Source organism: Nocardia jinanensis (genome assembly GCF_014645735.1).
Taxonomy (GTDB): domain Bacteria; phylum Actinomycetota; class Actinomycetes; order Mycobacteriales; family Mycobacteriaceae; genus Nocardia; species Nocardia jinanensis.
In genome coordinates this window covers 175,540-197,115 of record NZ_BMMH01000001.1, presented here as the reverse complement: position 1 = coordinate 197,115, position 21,576 = coordinate 175,540, and the positions used below count along the sequence as shown (strand labels likewise).

Sequence of the window (21,576 nt, the reverse complement as noted above, 5' to 3'; positions counted from 1 at the left end):
CGCCCCCAACACTAGGTCAGCTGATCGAGCCAGCGCACCAGGGCGGTTGTTCCGTCCCGGAAACCGGCCGACCGGGGCCGGTTCAGGAACCCGTGCCGGGTGTCGGGGACGACCAGGTGTTCGGTTTCGATCCCGGCCTCGGCGAGTTCTCCGGCGAATGTGGTGCTCGACGCGCTCAACGAGTCGTAGGCCGCGTCGAGCAGTAGCACGGGCGGCAGGCCGGTCAGTTTGCCCCCGCCGGGGAATACGTCCGGGTCGCGCAGCAGTTCCTCCGAACCCGCGTAGTTCAGGTTCATCCGCCGGATGACCTGCGGGGTGAAGGTGCCGATCCGGCGTCGTCCCCGCAGCCGGTCGCGCACCGGGTGCGGCAGGCGGGGGAGCTCGGCGTGGAGGGTGGCATAGGCCAGTATCAACCCGGCCGGTGCCGGGCCGCTCGAATCACGCAGACGCAGCGCCGCCGACGCGGCGAGACAGGCACCCGCGCTCGCGCCCCCGAGCACGATCCGGGATTCCTCGGACATCAGATCCGAGACGGCGGTGAGCACATCGTCCAGCGGCGCCGGATAGCGGTTGTCCGACGGCTGGTACTTCGGTGGACCCCAGGCCCGGAACCGGGGGATCAGCGCGTAGTCGACGGTGTGCACCCGGCGCCCGGTCTCGGCGACCCGCAAGGCCACCGCATGTGATTCGAGTTGATCGAGCCCGCCCGAGACGAACGCCCCACCGTGCAGCCACAGCAGCGGCGGGGCCACCGGATCCGGTGTGGCGGGAAGGTATTCGCGGATCGGTACCCGGCCTCGGGCTCCGGGAAGATACCTGTTACGGATTTGCGGGTCGCCCATCCACCGTCCTCGATCCGAGTTCGTGCCCCATCGGCCGGGTCCGCGCCGGGGCCTGCGTACTGCGTCCACCCGTCGCGCACCATGTGCCGGGGGTTCCGGCGATGGTATCGCCGGAACCGCGCGGCGCCGCGGCGGCCCGGGGTTCGCCGACCCTGCCGCCGGCGATCAGCTCTTCCCGAATGCCTCCGCCCGGATGAGGTCGAGCATGCCGGGGTTGTCGGTGGTGGTGACGATGCCGATCACGGTCCGGACGTACCGATCGCTCTCGGCGAGCCGCAGCAGGCAGGCGGCGAGGTCCGCCCGGGAGGTGAACCGGCCGTCGGCCCGTTGCGTGGCGACCGTGTAGTCGGTGATGTGTGGCAGATCGAAGAGCCCGCTCGGTCGCACAATCGTCCAGTCGAGGTCGGAGGCGGTGAGCAGGGCTTCCATCGCACGCATATCGCCGTAGAGGGTTTTGCCGAGGATGCCGGTGATGAACGGTTGCAGCATCCGGTTGAACACGAATCCGGCGTCCGGGTAGGGATGGGGATCGACCGCGCTCGAGGAGACCACCGCGATCCGGCGCACCGCGTGCCGATGCATCGCGGCGACGATATTGCCGATTCCGGCCGAGTAGGTCGTGATCGGTTTCCTGCTGAACGGGACTCCCAGTGCCGAGAGAATCGTGTCGGCCCCGGCTACCACCTGTTCCACTGCGGCCGGGTCGTACACGTCGCCGCCCACTGTGGTGAGGCGATCGTGTGCCATGGGGAACTCGTCGGGGCGGCGGGTGAAGGCGACGATATCGTGCCCGGCCTCCAGCGCCTGTGTGGTGAGCAGCCGTCCGGTGGGTCCGTTTGCGCCGAAGATGACGATTCGCATTGATTTCTTCCTCTCTGGGGGTGCCGGAGTGACCGGCCGGTTCAGTGGGTGCGTGTGTGCGGGCGCGGTGGGAGCAGCAGGATGCCGAACGCGATCACCGCCGCCGCGGTGCGGACCGTATGGGCGGCCTGCCAGCGATCGCGGACAGCGGACCAGTCGGCCGGTATTCCGTGGCCGGCCCAGTCGCGCTGCTGGGCGTTGATGGGCAGATTGAACTCGACGCTGATCAACGCGACGACTGCCAGCAGCGCCACGGCGAACGCGATCGGCACCCAGCTTCGGCCGAAGCGGTACATCGTCACCGCCAGGGCGGCACCGAGGCACAGCGCCGGGATGAGGGTGAGGCTCGCCAGCAGGTCCAGACGGTCCAGTTCCACCGATCTGACCTCGGTGTAGGTAACGGCGTCGGCCGATCGCAGCGAGGACTCCAGTACCAGCACCCCGAGCAGGAATCCGGCGAACGAACCGGCGAGAAGACAGGTGGCGAAGCGTAGGGCGACCACGAGTTCGGTGCTGCCGATCGGGGCGGTCGGGTCTGGTGGTGCTTCCAGGTGTCGGGTCATGGATTCCTCCTGAAACCATATTGTATGAAAATCATATAATATGAAACAAGAGGTAAATGCAAGGCCGTCGCCTGGCACTCGGCTGTGTACCGGCCCCGTACTATCGGAGTTCCAGATCATGTGAGGGGTATATGACCGAGGCGGATCCGGGAATGACCCGGCAACGCAGACAATTGATCACCGGTGTCAAGGGTTCGTTGCGCGAGCTGAGGGTCGCGCTCGCCCTGCTGAACCACCGGGTGGGAACGCGAGTGGAACTCAAGGACGTCGATCTCGATTGCCTGGACATCCTCGGGAGGCAGGGGCCGCTCAGTCCGAGCGGGCTGGCGCGTCTGGCCGGCCTGCACCCTGCGACCATCACCGGAATACTCGATCGGCTGGAACGCGGCGGCTGGGTCGTCCGGGAACGTGCCCCGGGCGATCGGCGCGCGGTGAACGTCCGGATCGTTCCCGGCCGCAATGCCGAGATCTTCCGGCAGTTCGCCGGCATGAACGCGCTCATGGACGAGCTCTGTGACGGCTACACCGACGCCGAACTCGAATTGATCGCCGATTTCCTGCGCCGCACCAGCACGGCCGGGCAATCGGCCACCGACCAGCTCGCCTCGGAATAAGCTTCTCTCACCGGACATATCGGTCGCCACGACGCATCGTGGGTGCCTCAACTCACAGCTGTGTGTGGAAACCTCCCCGGCAGCCGCCCGTTACACCAGAGCGTGACTTCCACCGCTACCACCACGGCGAGCACGGCTCCCGCCCCCGCCCGCACCGGCTGGCACGTACCGGCGATGCTCGCTCTCGCACTCGGCGGTTTCGGAATCGGCACCACCGAATTCGTCACCATGGGGTTGCTGCCCGATATCGCGGGCGCGTTCTCGGTATCCGAACCGGCCGCCGGGCACGCGGTGTCCGCCTACGCGCTCGGGGTGGTGGTCGGTGCGCCGGTGATCGCCGCGGCGTGTGCGTCGGTGGCTCGTAAGCGGCTGCTGGTCGCGCTGATGGTGGCGTTCGCGATCGGCAATCTCGCTTCGGCGTTCGCCCCGAACTTCGCCACGATGATCGCCGCGCGTTTCATCTCCGGACTCCCGCACGGCGCCTACTTCGGCGTCGCCTCGCTGGCCGCCGCGTCCCTGGCTCCGGCCGGGCAGCGCGCCAAAGCGGTGGCCGCGGTGATGCTCGGGTTGAGTACCGCCAATGTCATCGGGGTACCTGCCGCGACCTGGCTGGGGCAGCATCTCGGCTGGCGCAGTGCCTTCGTGGTGGTCGCCGTCCTCGGTACGGCCACGGTGGTCGCGCTGCTGCGATTCGTACCGCCGCTCACCGCGATCGTGGCCACCAACCCGCTCACCGAACTCGGCGCGCTGCGCCGGCCCCAGGTACTGCTCACCCTGGCGGTGGGTGCCATCGGTTTCGGCGGTATGTTCGCCGTCTACACCTATGTGAGCACCACCCTCACCGATGTCGCGGGGCTGGGCGCCGGTCTGGTGCCGCTGGTGCTGATGCTCTTCGGTGTCGGCATGGTGCTGGGCAATATCGGCGGCGGGATACTCGCCGACCGCGGCGTGGACCGGTCGATCTTCGTGGCCATGGGCGCCATGGTGGTCGTGCTGCTCGGCTTCGTGGCCGCGGCCCACAACCCGATCACCGCCGGTATCGGCGCGTTGCTGGTCGGTGCCACAGGTGCCGCGCTGGCCCCCGGTCTGCAGACTCGGCTGATGGATGTGGCGGCCGAGGCCCAGACTCTGGCCGCCGCGCTCAATCACGCCGCCCTGAACATCGCCAACGCCGCGGGCGCCTGGCTCGGTGGTCTGGTCATCGCGGCGGGCTACGGCTATACGGCACCGGCGCTGGTCGGTGCCGGGCTGGCGGCCGCAGGTGTGCTGCTGTTCACCGTGACCGTGTGGACCGCCCGCCGCTCCTGACTCCGGTCGCGCGAGCCCCCGGACCCGGCCGGTCCGAGGCTCGCGCCGTTCCGACACCGCCTCGGTGAATACTCCGGTTGATCCTGTGGCCGGTCGCGATGATGCATCATCAGTGACGAGCGTCGACGAATGATCTGCGGTGGTACTCGGGTAGCGGGCGAGCAGAGAGGTCGTAGTGATGACCCAGCAGGTGCCGGAGCGCACGGCGAAGGTCACCGTACTCACGCTCACCGCCATGGTTGTCGGGTCGATGGTCGGTGCGGGAGTTTTCTCGCTGCCGCGGCGGTTCGCGCAGGAGACAGGTGTCGGCGGCGCGCTGATCGCCTGGGGGATCGCCGGGGCGGGGATGCTGATGCTCGCGCTGGTCTTCCAGCGGCTGGCGGTGCGCAAACCCGATCTGGACGCCGGCGTCTATGCCTACGCCAAAGCCGGATTCGGCGAATTCGTCGGTTTCTTCTCGGCGGCCGGCTACTGGGCCAGCGCCTGCGTCGGGAACGTGACCTACTGGGTGCTGATCATGTCCACGCTCGGTCAGTGGATTCCCGCGCTCGGCTCCGGGGACACCCTGGTCGCGGTCGCGTTGTCGTCGGTGGGTCTGTGGTCGTTCTTCCTGTTGATCCGGCGCGGCACCGAGGAAGCCGCGGCGATCAACCGGATCGTCACCGTGGCGAAACTGGTGCCCATCATCGTGTTCGTACTGCTGGCCGTATTCCTCCTGGATCCGGGGATCTTCGCGGACAATTTCCGCGGCGCCGACTACTCGGGCTCACTGTTCGAGCAGGTCAGCGACACGATGCTGGTCACCGTGTTCGTGTTCCTCGGTGTCGAGGGCGCGAGTGTGTACTCTCGCCACGCCCGGCGGCGCGAGGACGTCGGCCGGGCGACGCTCCTCGGTTTCCTCAGCGTGCTGGCCATTTTCGCCTCGGTGACGGTGGTGTCCTACGGCATCATGCCGATGAGCGAGATCGCCCAGCTGCGGCAGCCGTCCATGGCCGGGGTGCTGGAGGTGGCCGTCGGTTCCTGGGGGACCGCATTCGTCAGCGCCGGGCTGATCATCTCGGTGCTGGGGGCCTATCTGGCCTGGGCCCTCATGGCGGCCGAGGTGCTCTTCGTCGCGGCGAAGGACGCCGATATGCCGCGCTTCCTGGCGCGCTCGACCGGGCGCGACGTACCCGTCAACGCTTTGCTGCTCAGCACCGCGCTTTCCCAGATCGTGCTGGTGATCACCATGTTCTCCGAGGACGCCTTCGATTTCGCCCTCGATCTCACCGCCTCGCTCACCCTGATCCCGTTTCTGCTGGCCGCCGGGTACGCGCTGAAACTCTGCCTCACCCGCGAGACCTATACCGGCGACCGTGCCGCCACCCGGCGCGCAGACCTGCTCATCGCCGTACTCGCCACGCTCTACACCGTTTTCCTGCTGTACGCGGCGGGACCGCGGTTCGTCCTGGTATCCCTCATCTTCTACGCGCCGGTGACATTCCTGTTCGTGCGCGCGCGCCGGGAACAGGAGCGCCGGGTTTTCGCGCCCGCCGAGGCCGCGTTGTTCGCGCTGGTCGCGATCGGCGGTGTGCTCGGGGTCATCGCCCTGGCGGCGGGCTGGATCAGTCTGTGACCGGTGCCCGATCCGGCACCTCGAACCGAGCCGACGGAAGGTAGCGCAATGACCGCGAACACCGAACCATCCCGGTACGGAGTCCATTCCGAGGTCGGCCGATTGCGCCGGGTACTCGTCTGCTCGCCCGGGCTGGCCCATGAGCGGCTGACCCCGACCAACTCCGACGAACTGCTCTTCGACGATGTCATGTGGGTGGAGGCCGCGCAGCGCGACCACCTGGACTTCGTGAACAAACTGACCAATCGCGGGGTCGAGGTGGTCGAGCTACACGATCTGCTGGCCGAGACCATGGCCGATCCGGCGGCCCGCACCTGGTTGCTCGATCGCTTGGTCATCGCGAACCGGGTCGGTCTCGGCATGCTCGAGAGCACCCGGGCATATCTCGATCCGCTGCCCGACCGTGACCTCGCGCGCTTCCTCATCGGCGGATTGTCCACCGCGGATCTGCCCGCCGACTTCCGCACCGGCTATATCGCGCTGGCCCGTGAGTCACTCGGTAATCCGGAGTACCTGCTGCCACCCCTGCCGAACACCCTTTACACCCGTGACACCACCTGCTGGATCTATGGCGGGCTCACGCTCAATCCCCTGTACTGGCCGGCCCGGCACGACGAAACACTGCTGATGAAGGCGATATACCGGTTCCATCCCGACTACGCCGATTCGACCGTGTGGTGGGGCGATCCCGAATCGGATTGGGGCCGGGCATCTCTCGAAGGCGGTGATGTGATGCCGGTCGGGAACGGCACGGTTCTGGTGGGGATGAGTGAGCGCACCTCCCGGCAGGCGATCACCCAGTTGGCGAAGGCACTGTTCGAGGCCCGGGTCGCCGAACAGGTGGTTGTGGCCGGTATGCCGAAACTCCGGGCCGCAATGCATCTGGACACGGTCTTCACCTTCGCCGACCGCGATCTGGTCACCGTCCACCCCGGCATCGTCGACGGTATCCATCCGTTCACACTGCGGCCCGCGGACCAGGCGCCAGGTGTCGAGATCACCGACGAAGAGGGCACCACCTTCGTCGATGTGGTCGCCCGCGCACTCGGCTTCCCGGCACTGCGTGTGGTCGAGACGGCCGGTGACTTCTACGCCTCCGAACGGCAGCAATGGGATTCCGGGAACAATGCCGTCGCGCTGGAACCGGGTGTGGTGTTCACCTACGACCGCAATACCCAGACCAACGCGGCGCTGCGCCGGGCCGGGGTGGAGGTCATCACCATCGTCGGCGCCGAACTCGGGCGCGGGCGCGGTGGCGGTCACTGTATGACCTGCCCCATCGTTCGCGATCCGATCGACTGAATCCGCCGGACTCCGGGCTTACGGCCCGACCCGCAGCATCCGGCCGACGGTGGCCTGCCAGTACGAACGATCCGGGCCGATCGTCCCGGTGAGCTGCAGCGGTTCGTCCAGCGGTGCGCCGCCGACCTCCCGATGTGCCCGCAGCTCACCGGTGCCGAAATCCACCGCTGTGTAGTAGACCGGGCCCACCTGCTGGATCCCGCCTCCGGGCGGGAGCGGCCCGTAGGAGAGGCCGTAGATCAAACCGTCCGCCCGCGACAGGCGGGGCAGCGACGCCATCCGGTCGCCGGTCTCCCAGACGCGCCGGCAGCCGGATTCCGAGACATCGATGCGGGTCATCCCACCGGTGAAGGCCGCGTTCGGTGGATCACTGGTGCCCGAGGTCGCGGCCGGGGGATAACCGAACCCATAGGTGCTGGGGATCACCAGCGAATTCCCCCAGGCCATCGGGGAGTTCTCGGTGCCCTGACCGGAGGTCTCGAAGGCCGGTGTCCGGCATACCTGCGACCCGTCGACGGTGCGGTAGACGATCAGCTGGGGTCGCGGCGCATCGTCCACGATCGCCACCCATTCCGCACCACCGGGGCCGAAATAAGTGGGTGTGGTTCCCGACCCGGGCCCGAGCTGACCGGGCTTGCGCACGGTCCCCGCTTCGTAGGTCTGCCGCCAGATCACTTCCGGTGCACCGGAATCCGGCGCGCGCATTTCGTAGAGGGCGCGGGTGGTCAGGACCGAAGTGCCGTTGCGGCGCACGCTCAGCCCGTTCGTGAGCTTCTCTCCGTCGGGCAGCCGGGTCGACGCGATACTCCCTGCGGAATCGACGGTGCCGATCACGCCACCGGTGGTGGCGAACCAGATACGGCCCTGGAAATCCGGTGCCACTCCGGTGATCGCATCGCCGTCGGGGATACTGCCGCCGATATCGATCCGCTCGTCGACGAACAACTCCCAGCGGCCGTTCGCGTCCCGGCGGTGCGCGACCTTGTCGATCGCCCCCGCCCCTCCGGCGACGACGACTCGGTCGCTGCCGTCGAGGTATCCGTACACACCGCCCAGCAGACCGCCCTTGCTCAGCTGCACCGAGGCGACCGGGGCGGCGGATACCGGGTCGAAGAGTTTCACCGTCGGCACGGTGACTTCCGGCGGGGTGAGGCCGGCGTACCCGGTGCACAGTGCCAGCGGCATGCCGTTGGAGGCGACGAAGGTGGCGCTGCACGCCCCACCCGGAACCGAGGACCCGATGAGCCGGCCGTCCACGCCGGGACCGGGGAGGCCCGTACTGTCGGTGGAGGCGAGGTCGCCGTGGATCAGCGAGGTACCGGCGGGTCCGAGATCGGGTACCGGCGGGTCCGCGGCAGCGCCTCCGGCTGCTCCCACCACCATCAGCACGGATGCCACCGCCGGGAACACCCGGCGCGGGATCGCCCTGTACGAAGACCGCATCGACCACTTCCCTCGATCCTCCGGACCGTCCGGATCTGCTCGGCGAGGCTGGATCCGGGCGGTGTACCGGACCGCGGCCCTCACCTCGGGCAGCATACGGGGGACCGCGGTTGCGCGGCCGTGCGTGGGACATCGGCGGCCGCGTCGGGAACTGCCCCCGTGCGGTCCGTGGGATCCAGAACCGGCGGCGGTGTGGATACGGGGCCGGGCGGGGATATCCACGATGGGCAGGCCGGGCGGGGCCGCTCAGCGTGGAGCGATAGTCGATTCGGCGGCGGTCGCCGCACCGAGGGCGAAGGAGGGGCGAATTTTCGGGTATACGGCCGGGGTAGCGGCATTTTTGTGTTCGCACCGGCACAGAAGGAGAGCAGTGGACCCTGCGATATTGCTCGCGGCAGGTTGGGCGGCAGCGGTATTCGCCGGTGCCCGGATGAGCCGGGAACCGCGCCGGTTGTCCACCGGGTTCTTTCTGCTGGCGGCCGTCTCGCTGATGGCCGCCGGCGCGGTGACGGCGGCCGCGCGGCTCGCCGACCCGTCCGCACTGGACTCGGTCTCGGTGCTGTTCGGGGCGTTGTTCGTGCCGGGAGCGATTATCGCCGGTCTCGGGTTGCTCACCAACGGGATCACTGTCCTCCGCCGCGAAGGGGTGCGACCGATCACCCTGACTCCAGTGCTGGTGGGGCTCGGTCTACTGGTGTTGCCCGTCGCCGCGGCGCTCGTGCTACGCCGCGGTCCCGCGGTGCCGCACTGGCTGATGTTGGTCGCCGCCACGGCAACCGCGGTCGGTGTGTATCTGCTGGCGCATCTGCTCGCTTTCGCCGGGCACGCCGTCATCTACGGCAAACTCGCCGACGAGACCGGCGCGGACGCCGTAGTGGTGCTCGGCTGCGGCCTGCACCGCAACCGGGTCACCCCGCTGCTCGCGGCTCGCTTGAACCGGGCGTTGCGGGTGTACCGGGCCGAAACCGCTCTCGGCCGGGCACCGATCGTGGTCACCTCCGGTGGGAAAGGTAGCGACGAAACGCTGAGCGAGGCCGACGCGATGGCGAACTACCTGGTCGCGTCGGGTATCGCCGAAATCTCGATCGTGCGCGAACGCTGTTCACGCAATACCGAGGAGAATCTGCGTAACACCGTGGAGCTGCTCGGCCGCCGCGGGCTGGACCCTGCCGAATCCCGGATCACCGTCGTCACCAGCAACTTCCATGTATTGCGCGCCGCGGCACTGACCCGCCGCCTCGGCATCGACGCCCATGTCGTCGGCGCCCGCACCGCGCGCTACTTCATCCCCGCCGCCTTCCTCCGCGAGTTCGCCGCCGTCCTCACCACCCACTACCGCCGCTCCCACCTCGCGGTCGCCGGCGCCACGGTCGTCGCGCTCACGGCCGCAGCGGTCGACGCCTACCTGTCCACCTGAGCCGGCCCGACCAGCCATCCGTCCCCGCCTCGTATCGACGGGTGCACCCGGCACTGCGCGGGATGCCGCGACCGCGGTGCGTGGAAGCGGGAAACTGCCTCAGTGAGGTCTTCGATTCTCCTGGTGCGGCACACCCGATCGGTCCCGCCTGCGCTGGGCGGCCCCGGCGACCACCGGCGGCCCTCGATCCCGGAAAAGCGCGGGCGGGTCAGCCGCGGGAGCGTTCGATTTCGGCCGGCGTGACCGCGGTCTCGTGTACGGTCAGCCAGCGGTAGCGGTTCTGCTCCGGGTCGGCGCGCAGGACCGCGGTCGTGCGCCGGTAGTCCGTATCGTCGCCGGTGCGGTGCTGTTCCACGAACCGCACCACAGTGGTATCCACAGTGGCGCAGAGTATTTCGATATCCGACACCTCGATCGCCAGGCCGGGGCGGCTGTTGCGGGCCCGGTGCAGAGCCGCGAGCAGTTCGGTTTTGCGCAGCACCGCGCCCGCGATCGTCACCATCGAGAAATCGTCGTGGTGGGCGGCGGCGAACCCGTCCAGCACCTGGGGGGACGCAGGCGTACCGAGCCAGGTGGCCAGCAGCGAGTGGACCCGTTCGACTTCCGGGAGCGCGTCGATCGGTTCGTCGTTACCGGGTAGTCCACTCGATTCGGTCATTCTGCGGACAGTACCGGTCGGCCTGATCTCGACCGGGACCCCGCATCCGGTCTCACCGAGCACGGGTGGGACGGTCCGCGAAACCGTCGTGTCCGGTGAGTTCGGCCGAGAGCGTCCAGAGCCGGGCCGCGGCGGTGGTCTCCCGCCCGAGGCCCGAACAGCCGCCGGTGACGAGCGCGGTGCGGCCGGTGAGATCGAGACCTGCCAGCACTTCGTCCGCGCTGCGGTCCATCGGGGACGTGGCGAAAGCGGCCGGACTCTGGTCGCCCCGGACACCGGCGTAGCGCTGGGACGGTCAGACCAGCAGTTTGCCCAGTAGTGCGGTCAGTTGCTCGCGTTCGGTGGCCGTGAGCGGGGCGAAGGTGCGGTCGAGGAAATCCGGGATGTACTTTTCGGCCTTCGTGAGTGCCCGGCGGCCGGCTGTGGTCAGTGTGACCGCGTAGGCACGCCGATCCGCGGGATCCCGTTCACGTCGGATATACCCGGACTGTTCCAGTTCATCGGCGATGCCGACCATGACACTGCGGTCTATCCGCAGTTCCTCACTCAGCGCCTGCTGTGAGCGTGGTCCGACGGCCGCGAGCATCTTCAGCACCAGATGATGCCCGACACCGAGGCCGTGTTCGTGTGCCGCCGCTTCCGCCGCGCGAGCGACCGCCGCCGAGGCGCGGCACAGCGCTATATCCGGCCGTTCCGTGGCCAGCTGCGGAAAATATGTGGCCCGGCCGGGGGCCGGTGTCCTGGCGGGCATGACTGTCAGGCTAGCACAATCGTCTGTGTGGAGATCATTTGACAGCAGATCATCGGGAGTCGTACGGTCGAAAATAATCTTGGTAAAGATGATTTGTGTGCAGATGGAATGGATACGCTTCCCGGTCCGTCCGCACGCACCGGAGTAGGAGACCGCCCGATGTCGCTGAACCTGTCCGCCGAGCATGTTCTGTCCACCACCCGCGCGGTGCGCAAACGGCTCGATCTCACCCGGCCCGTACCGCGCCACCTCATCGAGGAATGTGTCGATCTCGCGACCCAGGCGCCCACCGGCCGGAATCGTCAGCGCTGGCATTTCCTCGTCGTCACCGACAAGGCACAGCGGGCCGAGGTCGCCGCCATCTTCCGTGCCGCTGCCCGGACCGGCGCCGGTAGTCCGGTCACCCCGCAGGACCTGCGCAGGATGAACACCCACCCGGGATCGCTCCAACGCATCGGCGAAGGATTCCAGTACCTCTACGACAACATCCATCGGGTACCCGCCTTCGTGATCCCTGCGGTCGAGGGCCGCACTGATCACTCGACCGTGCTGGAACAATCCATGACCTGGGGATCCATCCTGCCGGCGGTCTGGAGCTTCATGCTCGCGGCCCGCGACCGCGGGCTCGGGACCGTCTGGACCACGGCGCAGGGCCCGCTGGAACGCGAATTGGCCGCGGTGCTGGGCGTTCCCTACGACGAGGTGATGCTGGCGGCGCTCATCCCGCTGGCCTTCACCCTCGGCACCGAATTCCGCCCCGCCCCGCGTATCGGCCGTGACCAGGTCCTGCACTGGAACCACTGGTGAGTGCGTATCGGCGCACTCAGACCACGACCGGCCTTTCGGCCGCGCTATCGGCCGCGGCCAGGCCGAAGACGAGTGCAGGTGCGATTCCACCCGCGTAGGCGTAGTGGTAGAGACCACCGGTATCGGATCCGGCCGCGAACAGTCCCTCGATCGGGCTGCTCGCGGGGGAGAGCACGCGGGCGGCGGCGTCGATGCGGATACCGTGGAACGGGAAGGTCAGCGCCGGGCGGGTTTCGATGATGTAGTAGGGGCCCTGGTCCAGCGGCTGCGCATCGTGGGTGCGGGCGGGAAGTGCCGCGTCTGCGGCAGCATTGACGACCCGGATCTGTTCGGCGATCGCCGCCCCGTCATATCCCCACTCCGCCGGCAGATAGGCGAAATCGTCCAGGGTGTCGGCGATTCCGCAGCGGCCGGATCGACGCTGGGTGAGATCGAATTTATCCACCGCGACAGCGCCTTCGACATAGCTGCCGAGCACCCACTCGCGGTACACCCGCTCGTCGGCGACGAGCAGCCCGCGTGCCTGCGGCTGCTCGAGCAGCCGCATGGAGGTGAGGTGGTCGCCCAGGGTTTCGTCGGTGAAACGCCGATTGTCCAGGTTGAACAGCAGGGCGTGCTCGCTGTAGTAGAGCGACAGTGCCACGAAATCGGCGGGGTCGCGGAACGGAACCCCGGTGGGAACCAGGTGGCCGTAGAAACCGGAGTTCGGGGTGCCGGTGGCAGCGCCGACGCTTTCGGCGAGGCGCAGCCCGTCGCCGGCGCTCGCCGGATTGGATCGTAATTGCATATCCGGCGCCCGCGGATGGATGTACTCGGCGACGAGTTCGCTGTCGGCCTGAAAGCCGCCGGTGGCGAGAACGACCGCCGTACTGTGGATTTCGATCTCCGTGCCGTCCGGTCGCCGGACCCGCGCACCGGCGACAGCGTTGTCGCGGGTCAGGAGTTCGACGGTTTCGGTGCCGGTGAACAACTGCGCGGCGGCGGTGATCCGGCGACGGCATTGGTCGATGTACTGGTTGGTGTCGAACTGGTGGCCGATCCCGTAGCGCAGCACGGGTACCGGATCGCCGCAGTGCACACCGAGCGCGCGAATCCACGCGACCGCATCGGGAAAGCCGTCGACGAGTGCATGGCGCAGTGCCGGGTCGCCGTCCGGGTTCACCTCGTCCATCATCGCGCGGGTGGGCGCGGTCCACGCGTATCCGGCGTAACGGGCGGATCCGCCGACGGACTCGGCCTTCTCCACCACCACGACCGAGCGGCCGTGGTCGAGCGAACGGGTCGCGGCGGTGAGGCCGGCCATCCCCGCGCCGATCACCAGGACGTCTGTTTCGATGGTGCGCATCGGTGTTTCCTCATTGTTCGATTCGCGGGCGCGCGCCCGCGGTGGATCCGAAATCGGCCGGCTCACACCGTGAACCTGCCGCCGTTGCTCAGCAGGACCGCGCCGATCACCCTGTCCGCACGGGGGCGCGGCCGGTGCTGCCGACAACGGCCGCCGCGGCCGCGTAGCCCTCGGCCACGGCGTGCGAAACCCGCCGAGGCACCACGGCGTCGCCGATGATCTGCACCCGGGCGTGCGGCAGCTCCCGCTGGAACGGCCGCCAGTCGGAGGCCCGCCGTTCGCCCGCGACGACGACGCGATCGCAGGTCGACCGGGTGGTGCGGCCGGACAGCAGATTCCGATAGATCACCACGGTCTCCGGCCCTTCCCGCACCACCTCCGATACCGCGGCTTCGACGACGAAGTCCACCGGCCGGCCGGCCAGCCGTTTGCGCAACTGGACCCGGCTCTCCGCGGGGATACTCGCCGCGACGGCCGGTCCCGGCACCAGGACGGTGACCTGGCTCGCGCCGCCCGCCAGCGCCGCCTCCACGACGCTCAGGGCCGGCCAGTAACCGAAACCGTCGTCCACGACCATCACCCGTTCACCCGGCCAGATCTGCCAAGGGTCGATCAGGGCCGCGGTGGTCGTGGCGGTGCCGGGTGTCGCGATCTCGGTCGCGCCGGTCGCCACGATCACCTCGTCGAAATCGGTGAGATCCGCCGGGCGGGCCCGATATCCCGATTCCAGCGATACACCGGCGAGATTGTCCTGGTAATACCGCAGCAGCGCGGACCAGCCGGGCCGGTTCGGGGCCTGCGCGGCGGTGCGCACCTGTCCGCCGATCCGACGGTTCGCTTCGAACAGGGTGACGTCGTGGGTCGGGGCCAACCGGAATGCGGCCTCCAGTCCGGCCGGTCCGGCGCCGACGATCGCCACCCGCGCTGCCCTATCGGGTGCCGCGCCGAACAGCAGCGGTCGCGCCGGTCGGCCGGATCGGCCGGGTGGGGCCAGGACCGGATTCACCGAGCAGAGCAGTACGGGGGTGAACGAGCGGCAATCCTCGTTACAAGAGACACACGGCCGGATTCGGGCGTCCTCGCCGCGCAGCAGTTTCACCGCGATATCGGGATCGGCGATGAAGGGGCGGGCCATACCGACCAGGTCGGCGCCCGCGGCGAGCGCCGCCTCGATATCGGCCCGCGTCCGGAACGCCTGCGAGACCAGCAGTGGCCGGTCGGTGGCGGCGCGTAATCGGGGCAGTGCGGGCAACAGCGGGGGTTCGGCGGTCGCCATATCCCGGACATAGGTGGTGCGCACGCCCACCGTCACATTGATGTAGTCGAACATGTCCAGAAGTGGCAGCAGTTCACACAGACCGTCGGTATCCATACCCGCTTCCTCGGCGCCGTCGATCGAAAGACGCACACCGAGCACGAGTTCCGGACAGGACGCGGTGATCGCGGCGTGCAGCCGGTGCAGTATCGCGACCCGTCCGGCCACGGTGCTCGCGTCCGGGCGGGTGTTCGAGGCGGGGGACAGGAACTGGGCCAGCAGGTATCCGTGGGCCGCGTGCAGTTCCACCGCGGCGAATCCCGCGTCGGCGGCATGCCGGGAACTGAGCACGAAGGCGGCGACGATCTCCTCGATATCGGCGTCGGAGAGGACGCGAGCCCGGACCGGCTCGCGGGGTGAGCGGATATCCGAGGGCGCCACCGGATGCTCCCAGATCTCGGCGCCCAGCGTTTCGCGTCCGAGGTGGACCAGCTGGCAGACCGGGACCGCGCCTTCCGCGGCGATCGCGCGCGCCCGGCGGCGTAGGCCCGGCAGGCCCGCCGGGTCCGACGCGTCGGTGATATTGCCGGTCCGGTTCCCCGAGTCCGCGCTCACCACGGTGCCGCCGGCGATCACCATCGCGGCGCCGCCGGCCGCGCAGCGTCGCCAGTAGTCGTCGTCCCCGGGTTGGGCCGCACCCGCGCTGACCACGCCGGATCCATGCGCCGTGGCGGCGAGGCGGTTGCGCAGGGTCAGGGAGCCGATCCGCAGTGGGGACGACATATGAGGCGAGATCACCATTCCTCCTTGAACTGGATTCACTTCATATTATGGTCACACAGTGATTGACACCACAATGGGTATGGCATAGTTTCAAACTGACATCAGTTCAGTTCTGCGCGGGATGTGGGTATTCGCACCATGAAGTTGTTGTTCAAGGCCACGGCGGCCGCGGCAGCCCTCGCTGTCACCTCGGTTCTGACGGCGTGCGGGGCGAGCCCGGGCGCCACGGGGCCCGTAACGGGCGCCTGGTCCGACGTCGAGGCGGCCGCCGGAGAAGAGGGCAGCGTTCTGCTCTATTCGAGTCAGAAGCCCGCCAATCTGGAACGGCTCGAGACCGCGTTCGAAAAGAAGTATCCGCGGATAGATCTGGAGTTCGTCCGGGGTACCGACGCCGATATCAATCCGCGGGTGGAAACCGAGAATCGTACCGGGCGCGGTACGGCGGATGTCCATATGCTCACCGACGCGACGTGGATCACCAATGCGGCCCAATCGGGTAGCTATTCCACCGAATTGGTCGGCCCGAACCTGCGGGCGCCGGAATATCAGCCGGAGACCAGTGTGCTCGAGAACCGGTTCGCACTCAGCAGCGCGGCCGTTTTCGCACTCGGCTGGAATACCGGCGCCGTGCCCGGCGGCCTGCGCTCTCCGGGCGATATTCTCGATCCGAAATATCGCGGCAAGATCGGTATCGTCAATCCCACCGGTATCGCCTCCTATGTCGATCTCTATCGCTTCTACGCCCGGACCTACGGTGACGATTATTGGGACCGGATCGCCGAGTTGAAGCCGCGCATCTATCCGAGCGCGCTCGGCATCGCCCAGGCACTCACCTCCGGCGAGATCGCGGTCACCCCGTCGGTGCAACCGCTGGTCACCGAAGTGGCGGCCGGCGCTCCGGTCGGCTGGGCGCTACCGTCGCAGCCCTGGGGCACCCCCTGGTACAGCCACGTCGTGAGTGTCGCGCCGCATCCGAACGCGGCGCAGGTCCTGGTCGATTTCATGACCACCCGGGAGGGACAGACCGCCCTGAACGACGGATATGCGGCAGCACTGCCGGATATCCCGGGGGCGGTCGTGCAGGCGCAGGAGATCGCCGTTCCGGATACCGCCGACCTCACTCCGGACAAGGTCACCCAGTACTCCCAGGAATGGGCGCGGCGTTTCCAGAACTGATCCGGTTCCGATTCACACCGACCGACAAAGGACAGGCATGCACAACAGCGCCGAGCCCCTGCACGGTACCCACGTGCTGGTCACCGGGGCCTCCGGAGGGATCGGCGGGGCGACCGCCGAACTGTTCGCCGCCGCGGGCGCGACGGTCTACCTCACCGATGTGGACGATATCGCCGGGCGGAAGCGAGCACTGACACTCGGACCCCACGCGCACTATCACCATCTGGACGTGACCGACGAAGCCGACTGGCAGGCCGTGGTCACCGCGATGGAACAGGCGGGTCACCGCTTGAACGTGCTGGTGAACAGTGCCGGGACTGCGTTGAAGGCCACACTGGCGCAGACGTCGCTCCCCGAGTTCCGCCGGATGATCGACCAGCACCTCGTCGGTACCTTCCTCGGATTGCGGGCCGCCGCGGCGACGATGACCGACGGCGGCGCCATAGTGACGATCTCGTCGCTGCGGGGTGTCCTCGCGACCGCCGAACTCGGCGCCTACGGTGCGGCGAAATCCGGTGTTCGGGCATTGACCCGAGTCGCGGCGCTGGAATTGGCCGAACAGGGGATCCGGGTCAATTCGGTCTGCCCGGGCAGTATCACCACCGAGATCACCTCGGCGCCCGGTTTCGCCGCCGACGATATGGAGTCCTACGTCCGCAGTATTCCCATGCAGCGCCGCGGCGCGCCCGAGGAGGTGGCGGCGGTGATCGCGTTCCTGGCGAGCGCGGACAGCAGCTATGTCACCGGAATCGACCTCCTGGTCGACGGCGGGACCGCCGCCGGTGTCCGTACCCCGAAAATATCGACCGAGAAGGCATGAGATGACGTCGAAATTCACCGTTTCCGGCCTTACCAAGACCTACGGCGCCAATATTGTCGTCGATCAGCTCGACCTCACCATCGAAGAAGGTGAGTTCCTGGTTCTGCTCGGGCCGAGCGGTTGCGGTAAAACGACGACGCTGCGCTGTCTGGCCGGGCTGGAGACTCCGCAGGGCGGCTCTATCGCATTCAAGGACCGGCCCGTTTTCGATGCCGCCACCCGAGCGAACGTGCCCGCGCACAAACGCAATATCGGCATGGTGTTCCAGTCCTACGCGCTGTGGCCGCATATGACCGTGCGCGACAACATTCGTTATCCGTTGAAAGTCCGCAAGATGAAAGAGGCCGTCGGGGAGGGCGCGGTGGAGGCCGCGGCCGATATGGTCGACTGCGGCGCACTGCTCGATCGCTACCCCGCGCAATTGAGCGGCGGGCAGCAGCAGCGGGTGGCCGTCGCCCGCGGGCTGGTGGCGCGGCCCGACCTGGTGCTCTTCGACGAACCGCTCAGCAATCTGGACGCGCGCCTGCGCGATCAGGTGCGGTCCCAGATCCATCAGCTGCACCAGCGGCTCGGATTCACCGCGGTGTTCGTCACCCACGACCAGGCCGAGGCGTTCGCCCTCGGCGACCGGCTGGCCATCATGAAATCCGGGAAGATCGAACAATACGACGAACCGGAGCGGGTATTCGAGAATCCGGTCTCGGACTATGTGGCCGCCTTCATCGGTATGAGCAACCGGTTGTCGCTGCGCCGGGACCACGACGGATGGGCCACGGCGGCCGGGGATTCCATCGATCTGACGCATGCGGTGATCCGCGATTCGGCCGACGAGCACACCACCGCGGTGGCGCGGTTGCGTCCCGATGATGTGCTGTTGCACGCTACGGCCGACGAGGTGCCGCTGGGCAATGTCGTCCTGCACGCCGGACTCGTGACCTACGAATACGGCGGCCGGTATTTCGACGTCACTGTCGAAACCGGTGGTGAACAGCTGATTCTACGGGCGCCCGCGGCCCAGCACAGTGCGGCGCTGCGGGGGAGTGCTCCGGGTGCGCCGCTGGTGGTGAGCTTCTCCCCGGCCGCGCTCCGCGTGTTCGCGGCACCGGACGGGGCCCCGGTCACGGCGCCGGAGCCAGTGGCCGTGGGCGCGGGAGGACACGCCTGATGGCCACCGTGACCACGACCGCCTCCCGGTCGTTCGCCGTCCCCGCGCAGTGGCGCTCACGCCTGGGCTATATCGCTCTGCTGACAGTGCTCGGCTACCTGGTCGTGCTGCCGATGATCCGGCTGCAGTCGCTGGCCTTCGCCGACGGGGCACGCGGCTACCGCGCGCAGTACACGCGGTTCGATATCGGCGAGACCATCCGGACCACCATCTCGCTCGCGTTCGGATCGCTGGTGATCGCGATGGTGCTCGGCACCCTGCTCGCCTTCGCCGCGAGCCGGCTGCCGGATCGGCTCGGGTTCCTGCGGATCATTCCGATCCTGCCGATCGTGATGCCCGCGGTCGCCAATATCGTCGGCTGGGCGTTCCTGCTGTCACCCGGCCCGGGATATCTCAATGTGCTGCTGCGGAAACTGCCGTGGTGGAGTGGTTCGGATACCGGGCCGATCGATGTCTATACCGTGCCGTGGATCATCATCCTCACCGGTTTCGGCCTGACCTCGTTCGTGTACCTGTTCGTCAGTGCGGGTATGCAGAACATCAGCGCCGAACATCTCGAAGCCGCGCAGATCAGCGGATCCTCGACCGTGGGTGTGTTCTTCCGGGTGGTGCTGCCGCTGCTGCGCCCGTCCCTCATCTACGGCGGCGGTATCGCGCTGCTGCTGGGTCTGGGCCAGTTCACCGGACCGCTGCTGCTCGGCCAGAACTACGGTGTGCAGGTCTTGACCACGGAGATGTATCGCCGGGTGTCGGAATCGCCGTCGGATTTCGCCGCGGCCGCGGCCGCCGGTTCCCCGTTGGTGATCTTCGGTCTGGTCCTCGTGCTGATCCAGAAAGGACTGCTGGGCAACCAATCCCGTTTCGTCACCCACGGCGGTAAGGCGTTCTCCCAGCCGGCCGGTCGCTCCCTGTGGGCCACCGCGACCATCGTCGGGTACGCGCTGTTCGCCCTGGTCATCCCGCTGCTCGGTCTGGTCGTCGTCTCTCTGACACCGTACTGGTCGGGTGCGCTGTCATGGGATCTGCTGACCCTGGACAACTTCCGTACCCTGGCCGCGGACAACGCGATCGTGGAATCGGTGCTGACCAGTGTGTCGACCTCACTGGCCGCGGTGCTGATCTGTGTACCGCTCGGATACCTGATGGCCACCCTGCTGGTGCGCGGCCGCCAGTTCAAGGTCCTGGCGCTGCTCGCCGATCTGATGACCGCGCTGCCGCTCGGAATCCCGGCCGTCATCTTCGGTGTCGGATTCCTGCTCACCTACACCGAGCCGCCTTTGATCCTGTACGGGACCAGAACGGTGATCATTCTGGTCTACATCGTGCTGATGCTGCCCTACGCGACCAGGATGCAGATGACGGCGATGCTCTCGCTGGGCAACACCTACAGTGAGGCCTCGGCGACCAGCGGCGCGTCCCCGCTGGTGACGAATCTGCGGGTGATGCTGCCGCTGATGCGGCCGACAATTCTCAGCGCCGTCGCCCTGATGTTCATCCTGCTGACCCACGAATTCGCGGCGTCGCTGCTGGTGCGTGCCTCGACCACCCAGGTGATGGGCACCCTGCTGTTCGACCTGTGGCAGAACGGGTCCTACCCGCTGGTGGCCGCCATGGCACTGCTGATGACGGCGGTGACCACCGCCGGTGTCGCGGTCGCGATGCTGGTCGGCGGGCGGAACGTGTTGAACAAACTATGAGGCGCGACGGTACCCCCGCCGGCGCCGGAACAGAAAGGGCCGCAATGGCAACGGGAGCGTCCAGACTCCGGGACAAGGTCGTACTGGTGACCGGGGCGACCGGTGGGATAGGTGTCGATATCGTGCGCCGCCTCGCCGCCGAGGACGCCACGGTGGTGGTGACCGATCTCGGCGAAGCCGCCTGCGCCGACCTCGTCGCCGGGCTGGACCGCCCGGACCGGCACCTCACCCGCTCCCTCGATATCGCCCGCGCGGACGAATGGCGCGAAACCGTGGCCGCGGTAGGCCACCGGTACGGACGGCTGGACGCACTGGTCAACAACGGGGCGCTCGGCAGTCTTGCCTCGGTGGTCGACGAAGATCTCGACCGCTACAACCGGGTGATCGAGGTGAGCCAGACCGGGACCTGGCTGGGTATGAAACACGCGGGTGCCCTGATCGAGGACAGCGGGGGCGGGTCGATCGTCAACCTCTGCTCGATCCTGGGCACCGTCGGCGGACTCGGCAACAGCCTCGCCTACGCGGCGGCCAAGGGCGCGGTCCGCACGATGACCAAGAACGCCGCGCTGCACTGGGCCACCAAGGGAGTCCGGGTGAATTCGATCCACCCGGGTTTCATCGAGACCGAACAACTGCTCGAGCGGTACGAGGGTACCGAGCGGCACCGCGCGATGCTGGCCGGTACTCCAATGGGCCGGCTCGGGCGGGCTCCGGAAGTCGCGGCCGCGGTCGCATTCCTGGCCGGGGACGATTCCACCTTCGTCACCGGCACGGAACTCTATGTGGACGGTGGCTGGACCTGCGCCTGACCGCGCCGACCGGACATCTTCGTCGGATGAGGGCGAAGATGTCCGGGTCGCGCGGTATTCGCCGAAGGCGCACTGGAATACAGCGGTGGGGTATGGAACCGCGCCGCCGATGCGCCGCCGGGGCCGATCACACCGCCGGGTGAGACCGATTCCGTGCCGGTCGAGACCTTCGCGCTTCCCGGCGTGGTGACGATCCCCCGGCACGTACGGGCGCGTCGGGTGCGCAGTGCTATCCGAGCCGAGGTCGCGGCGATGTTCGGTGAGCTCACCCCGGAGATCGTCGAGTCGGTCCCGGCCACCGTGGACGAGGACGCTCGCCAGGTCGGACGCTGGTTGATGTCGGCC

20 protein-coding genes are annotated in these 21,576 nt (G+C 68.0%); 11 read left to right on the top strand and 9 right to left on the bottom strand.

The features are described 5' to 3' along the window. Positions 1 to 11 precede the first annotated feature (11 nt). The 3 genes from IEY68_RS00905 to IEY68_RS00895 all read right to left on the bottom strand — a co-directional run bounded on the left by IEY68_RS00905 (position 12) and on the right by IEY68_RS00895 (position 2,266). Positions 12 to 842 carry an alpha/beta hydrolase gene (locus tag IEY68_RS00905; protein WP_058855727.1) on the bottom strand — a complete coding sequence of 277 codons (831 nt, stop codon included), beginning with the start codon at positions 840 to 842 and terminating at the stop codon, positions 12 to 14. 165 nt (positions 843 to 1,007) lie between these two features. Next, entirely contained in the window at positions 1,008 to 1,703 is a 696-nt protein-coding gene (locus tag IEY68_RS00900) for an NAD(P)-dependent oxidoreductase (protein ID WP_058855728.1), read from the bottom strand. Positions 1,704 to 1,744: 41 nt separating this feature from the next. Further along, on the bottom strand, positions 1,745 to 2,266 hold the full coding sequence (locus IEY68_RS00895; protein ID WP_082681477.1) for an anthrone oxygenase family protein: 522 nt from the start codon (positions 2,264 to 2,266) through the stop codon (positions 1,745 to 1,747). Between the two features lie 131 nt (positions 2,267 to 2,397). Here IEY68_RS00895 and IEY68_RS00890 point away from each other — a divergent pair, with 131 nt between their 5' ends. From IEY68_RS00890 to IEY68_RS00875, 4 genes are all read left to right on the top strand, one after another. Continuing rightward, a complete protein-coding gene (locus IEY68_RS00890; protein WP_199804958.1) occupies positions 2,398 to 2,880 on the top strand; it encodes a MarR family transcriptional regulator in 483 nt (160 codons plus the stop codon). Positions 2,881 to 2,982: 102 nt separating this feature from the next. Then, entirely contained in the window at positions 2,983 to 4,188 is a 1,206-nt protein-coding gene (locus tag IEY68_RS00885) for an MFS transporter (protein WP_373292928.1), read from the top strand. A gap of 178 nt (positions 4,189 to 4,366) precedes the next feature. Beyond that, positions 4,367 to 5,803, top strand: a complete 1,437-nt coding sequence (locus IEY68_RS00880) for a basic amino acid/polyamine antiporter (RefSeq protein ID WP_058855730.1) — start codon at positions 4,367 to 4,369, stop codon at positions 5,801 to 5,803. A 48-nt stretch (positions 5,804 to 5,851) separates the two neighbouring features. Beyond that, complete coding sequence (locus tag IEY68_RS00875; protein WP_058855731.1) at positions 5,852 to 7,105, top strand: arginine deiminase; 1,254 nt, start codon at positions 5,852 to 5,854, stop codon at positions 7,103 to 7,105. 18 nt (positions 7,106 to 7,123) lie between these two features. Here IEY68_RS00875 and IEY68_RS00870 read toward each other — a convergent pair whose 3' ends face one another. Then, the gene (locus IEY68_RS00870; protein WP_058855732.1) at positions 7,124 to 8,548 is read right to left on the bottom strand and encodes a hypothetical protein; all 1,425 of its coding nucleotides are present in this window, start codon (positions 8,546 to 8,548) and stop codon (positions 7,124 to 7,126) included. Between the two features lie 370 nt (positions 8,549 to 8,918). On the opposite strand from IEY68_RS00870, the gene IEY68_RS00865 reads away from it, so the two are divergent. Beyond that, positions 8,919 to 9,965, top strand: coding sequence for a YdcF family protein (locus IEY68_RS00865; protein WP_058855733.1), 1,047 nt, complete (start codon positions 8,919 to 8,921; stop codon positions 9,963 to 9,965). Between the two features lie 208 nt (positions 9,966 to 10,173). Here IEY68_RS00865 and IEY68_RS00860 read toward each other — a convergent pair whose 3' ends face one another. The 3 genes from IEY68_RS00860 to IEY68_RS00850 form a co-directional block, all read right to left on the bottom strand. Then, positions 10,174 to 10,623, bottom strand: a complete 450-nt coding sequence (locus tag IEY68_RS00860; protein WP_058855822.1) for a DUF4440 domain-containing protein — start codon at positions 10,621 to 10,623, stop codon at positions 10,174 to 10,176. A gap of 52 nt (positions 10,624 to 10,675) precedes the next feature. Beyond that, entirely contained in the window at positions 10,676 to 10,855 is a 180-nt protein-coding gene (locus IEY68_RS36705; protein WP_058855734.1) for a hypothetical protein, read from the bottom strand. A gap of 63 nt (positions 10,856 to 10,918) precedes the next feature. Continuing rightward, positions 10,919 to 11,374, bottom strand: coding sequence for a MarR family winged helix-turn-helix transcriptional regulator (locus tag IEY68_RS00850; protein WP_058855735.1), 456 nt, complete (start codon positions 11,372 to 11,374; stop codon positions 10,919 to 10,921). Between the two features lie 159 nt (positions 11,375 to 11,533). On the opposite strand from IEY68_RS00850, the gene IEY68_RS00845 reads away from it, so the two are divergent. Further along, positions 11,534 to 12,181 (top strand): nitroreductase family protein, encoded by a 648-nt coding sequence (locus tag IEY68_RS00845; protein WP_058855736.1) that lies wholly within the window; start codon positions 11,534 to 11,536, stop codon positions 12,179 to 12,181. Between the two features lie 16 nt (positions 12,182 to 12,197). Here the strand turns inward: IEY68_RS00845 and IEY68_RS00840 are convergent, their stop codons facing one another. Further along, on the bottom strand, positions 12,198 to 13,526 hold the full coding sequence (locus IEY68_RS00840) for an FAD-dependent oxidoreductase (protein WP_058855737.1): 1,329 nt from the start codon (positions 13,524 to 13,526) through the stop codon (positions 12,198 to 12,200). A gap of 106 nt (positions 13,527 to 13,632) precedes the next feature. Beyond that, a complete protein-coding gene (locus tag IEY68_RS00835) occupies positions 13,633 to 15,579 on the bottom strand; it encodes an oxidoreductase (protein WP_058855823.1) in 1,947 nt (648 codons plus the stop codon). A gap of 123 nt (positions 15,580 to 15,702) precedes the next feature. Between IEY68_RS00835 and IEY68_RS00830 the strand changes: the two genes are divergently transcribed. Genes IEY68_RS00830 through IEY68_RS00810 form a run of 5 tightly spaced genes read left to right on the top strand, consistent with a single transcriptional unit; the run spans position 15,703 to position 21,231 of the window. Beyond that, entirely contained in the window at positions 15,703 to 16,740 is a 1,038-nt protein-coding gene (locus tag IEY68_RS00830) for an ABC transporter substrate-binding protein (protein ID WP_082681479.1), read from the top strand. A gap of 37 nt (positions 16,741 to 16,777) precedes the next feature. Next, complete coding sequence (locus IEY68_RS00825) at positions 16,778 to 17,560, top strand: SDR family NAD(P)-dependent oxidoreductase (RefSeq protein WP_058855738.1); 783 nt, start codon at positions 16,778 to 16,780, stop codon at positions 17,558 to 17,560. A 1-nt stretch (position 17,561) separates the two neighbouring features. Next, positions 17,562 to 18,725, top strand: a complete 1,164-nt coding sequence (locus IEY68_RS00820; RefSeq protein WP_058855739.1) for an ABC transporter ATP-binding protein — start codon at positions 17,562 to 17,564, stop codon at positions 18,723 to 18,725. Continuing rightward, the gene (locus tag IEY68_RS00815) at positions 18,725 to 20,422 is read left to right on the top strand and encodes an ABC transporter permease (protein WP_058855740.1); all 1,698 of its coding nucleotides are present in this window, start codon (positions 18,725 to 18,727) and stop codon (positions 20,420 to 20,422) included. Before IEY68_RS00820 ends, IEY68_RS00815 begins: the two co-directional genes overlap by 1 nt. Positions 20,423 to 20,466: 44 nt before the next feature. Next, positions 20,467 to 21,231 (top strand): SDR family NAD(P)-dependent oxidoreductase, encoded by a 765-nt coding sequence (locus IEY68_RS00810; protein ID WP_058855741.1) that lies wholly within the window; start codon positions 20,467 to 20,469, stop codon positions 21,229 to 21,231. The last annotated feature ends 345 nt before the right edge of the window (positions 21,232 to 21,576 follow it).

Excerpts from the sequence above, each read along its gene's own strand:
- IEY68_RS00905 (WP_058855727.1), bottom strand. The coding sequence starts at position 842 with ATGGGCGACCCGCAAATCCGTAACAGGTATCTTCCCGGAGCCCGAGGC.
- IEY68_RS00900 (WP_058855728.1), bottom strand. The coding sequence starts at position 1,703 with ATGCGAATCGTCATCTTCGGCGCAAACGGACCCACCGGACGGCTGCTC.
- IEY68_RS00895 (WP_082681477.1), bottom strand. The coding sequence starts at position 2,266 with ATGACCCGACACCTGGAAGCACCACCAGACCCGACCGCCCCGATCGGC.
- IEY68_RS00890 (WP_199804958.1), top strand. The coding sequence starts at position 2,398 with ATGACCGAGGCGGATCCGGGAATGACCCGGCAACGCAGACAATTGATC.
- IEY68_RS00880 (WP_058855730.1), top strand. The coding sequence starts at position 4,367 with ATGACCCAGCAGGTGCCGGAGCGCACGGCGAAGGTCACCGTACTCACG.
- IEY68_RS00875 (WP_058855731.1), top strand. The coding sequence starts at position 5,852 with ATGACCGCGAACACCGAACCATCCCGGTACGGAGTCCATTCCGAGGTC.
- IEY68_RS00870 (WP_058855732.1), bottom strand. The coding sequence starts at position 8,548 with ATGCGGTCTTCGTACAGGGCGATCCCGCGCCGGGTGTTCCCGGCGGTG.
- IEY68_RS00860 (WP_058855822.1), bottom strand. The coding sequence starts at position 10,623 with ATGACCGAATCGAGTGGACTACCCGGTAACGACGAACCGATCGACGCG.
- IEY68_RS36705 (WP_058855734.1), bottom strand. The coding sequence starts at position 10,855 with ATGGACCGCAGCGCGGACGAAGTGCTGGCAGGTCTCGATCTCACCGGC.
- IEY68_RS00850 (WP_058855735.1), bottom strand. The coding sequence starts at position 11,374 with ATGCCCGCCAGGACACCGGCCCCCGGCCGGGCCACATATTTTCCGCAG.
- IEY68_RS00845 (WP_058855736.1), top strand. The coding sequence starts at position 11,534 with ATGTCGCTGAACCTGTCCGCCGAGCATGTTCTGTCCACCACCCGCGCG.
- IEY68_RS00840 (WP_058855737.1), bottom strand. The coding sequence starts at position 13,526 with ATGCGCACCATCGAAACAGACGTCCTGGTGATCGGCGCGGGGATGGCC.
- IEY68_RS00830 (WP_082681479.1), top strand. The coding sequence starts at position 15,703 with ATGAAGTTGTTGTTCAAGGCCACGGCGGCCGCGGCAGCCCTCGCTGTC.
- IEY68_RS00825 (WP_058855738.1), top strand. The coding sequence starts at position 16,778 with ATGCACAACAGCGCCGAGCCCCTGCACGGTACCCACGTGCTGGTCACC.
- IEY68_RS00820 (WP_058855739.1), top strand. The coding sequence starts at position 17,562 with ATGACGTCGAAATTCACCGTTTCCGGCCTTACCAAGACCTACGGCGCC.
- IEY68_RS00815 (WP_058855740.1), top strand. The coding sequence starts at position 18,725 with ATGGCCACCGTGACCACGACCGCCTCCCGGTCGTTCGCCGTCCCCGCG.
- IEY68_RS00810 (WP_058855741.1), top strand. The coding sequence starts at position 20,467 with ATGGCAACGGGAGCGTCCAGACTCCGGGACAAGGTCGTACTGGTGACC.